General features: G+C 67.2%; 1 protein-coding gene. It reads left to right on the forward strand.

Features of this window, described 5'->3' with window-relative positions:
- The first annotated feature begins 185 nt into the window (after positions 1 to 185).
- Positions 186 to 1019 carry a PIG-L family deacetylase gene (locus FCI23_RS55840; RefSeq protein WP_136731784.1) on the forward strand — a complete coding sequence of 278 codons (834 nt, stop codon included), beginning with the start codon at positions 186 to 188 and terminating at the stop codon, positions 1017 to 1019.
- Positions 1020 to 1092: the final 73 nt, after the last annotated feature.

A 1092-nucleotide genomic window follows, 5' to 3' on the forward strand; every position in this document is an offset into this window, starting at 1 on the left:
CAAGCGGCCGCGCCGGGAACAGCCGGTCCGGCCGGCACGGTTGCATCGACCGAGGGACCGGCGCCGCACGGGCGGGGAACACGGAGACCACAAGGTCGTCCGCCCCACCAGGATCCGGGCCCCAAGATCGCGGTACGCCCGCCGCACACTCGGACCAAGACGTATTTCTGCAGGAGGACTGTTTCATGACTGACCGGCCCTTGACGCTCATGGCAGTACACGCCCACCCCGACGACGAGGCCACCGGAACCGGAGGGGTCCTCGCGCGGTACGCGGCGGAAGGCATCCGCACGGTTCTCGTGACGTGTACCGACGGCGGTTGCGGTGACGGACCGGGGGGTGTCAAGCCGGGCGATCCCGGGCACGATCCAGCGGCGGTCGCCTTGATGCGCCGTCAAGAACTTGAGGCGAGCTGTGACGCCCTGAAGGTCAGCGATCTGGAGATGCTGGACTATGCCGACTCCGGGATGACGGGCTGGCCGAGCAACGACGCCCCCGGATCCTTCTGGCAGACCCCCGTGCAGGAAGGCGCGGCCCGACTCGCGGAACTCATGCGGCACTACCGACCTGATGTGGTCGTCACCTACGACGAGAACGGCTTCTACGGCCACCCCGACCACATCCAGGCCCACCGCATCACGATGGCGGCGCTGGAGATGACCGCGCTGGCACCGAAGGTGTACTGGACCACGATGCCCCGCTCGATGATGCAGCGGTTCGGCGAGATCATGCGCGAGTTTCGTGAGGACATGCCGGAGCCGGATCCTGCCGAGGCCGCCGCGATGGCCGAGATCGGCCTCCCCGACGATGAGATCACCACGTGGGTGGACACCACCGCGTTCAGCGGTCAGAAGTTCGACGCTTTGGCCGCGCACGCCAGTCAGGGCGAGAACATCTTCTTCCTCAAGATGGGCAAGGAGAGGTTCGGCGAGTTGATGGGCATGGAGACCTTCGTACGTGTCCAGGACGCCACCGGCGCGGCCATACCCGAGAACGATCTCTTCGCCGGACTGCGCTGATCCGCCCGTCCGACCGGCCGGGAAAGCGCATCGACCGCACGGCACGATCGAGCGGGTCACACACCCGGAGGCT

Source organism: Actinacidiphila oryziradicis, from assembly GCF_005047355.1.
Classification (GTDB): Bacteria; Actinomycetota; Actinomycetes; order Streptomycetales; family Streptomycetaceae; genus Actinacidiphila; species Actinacidiphila oryziradicis.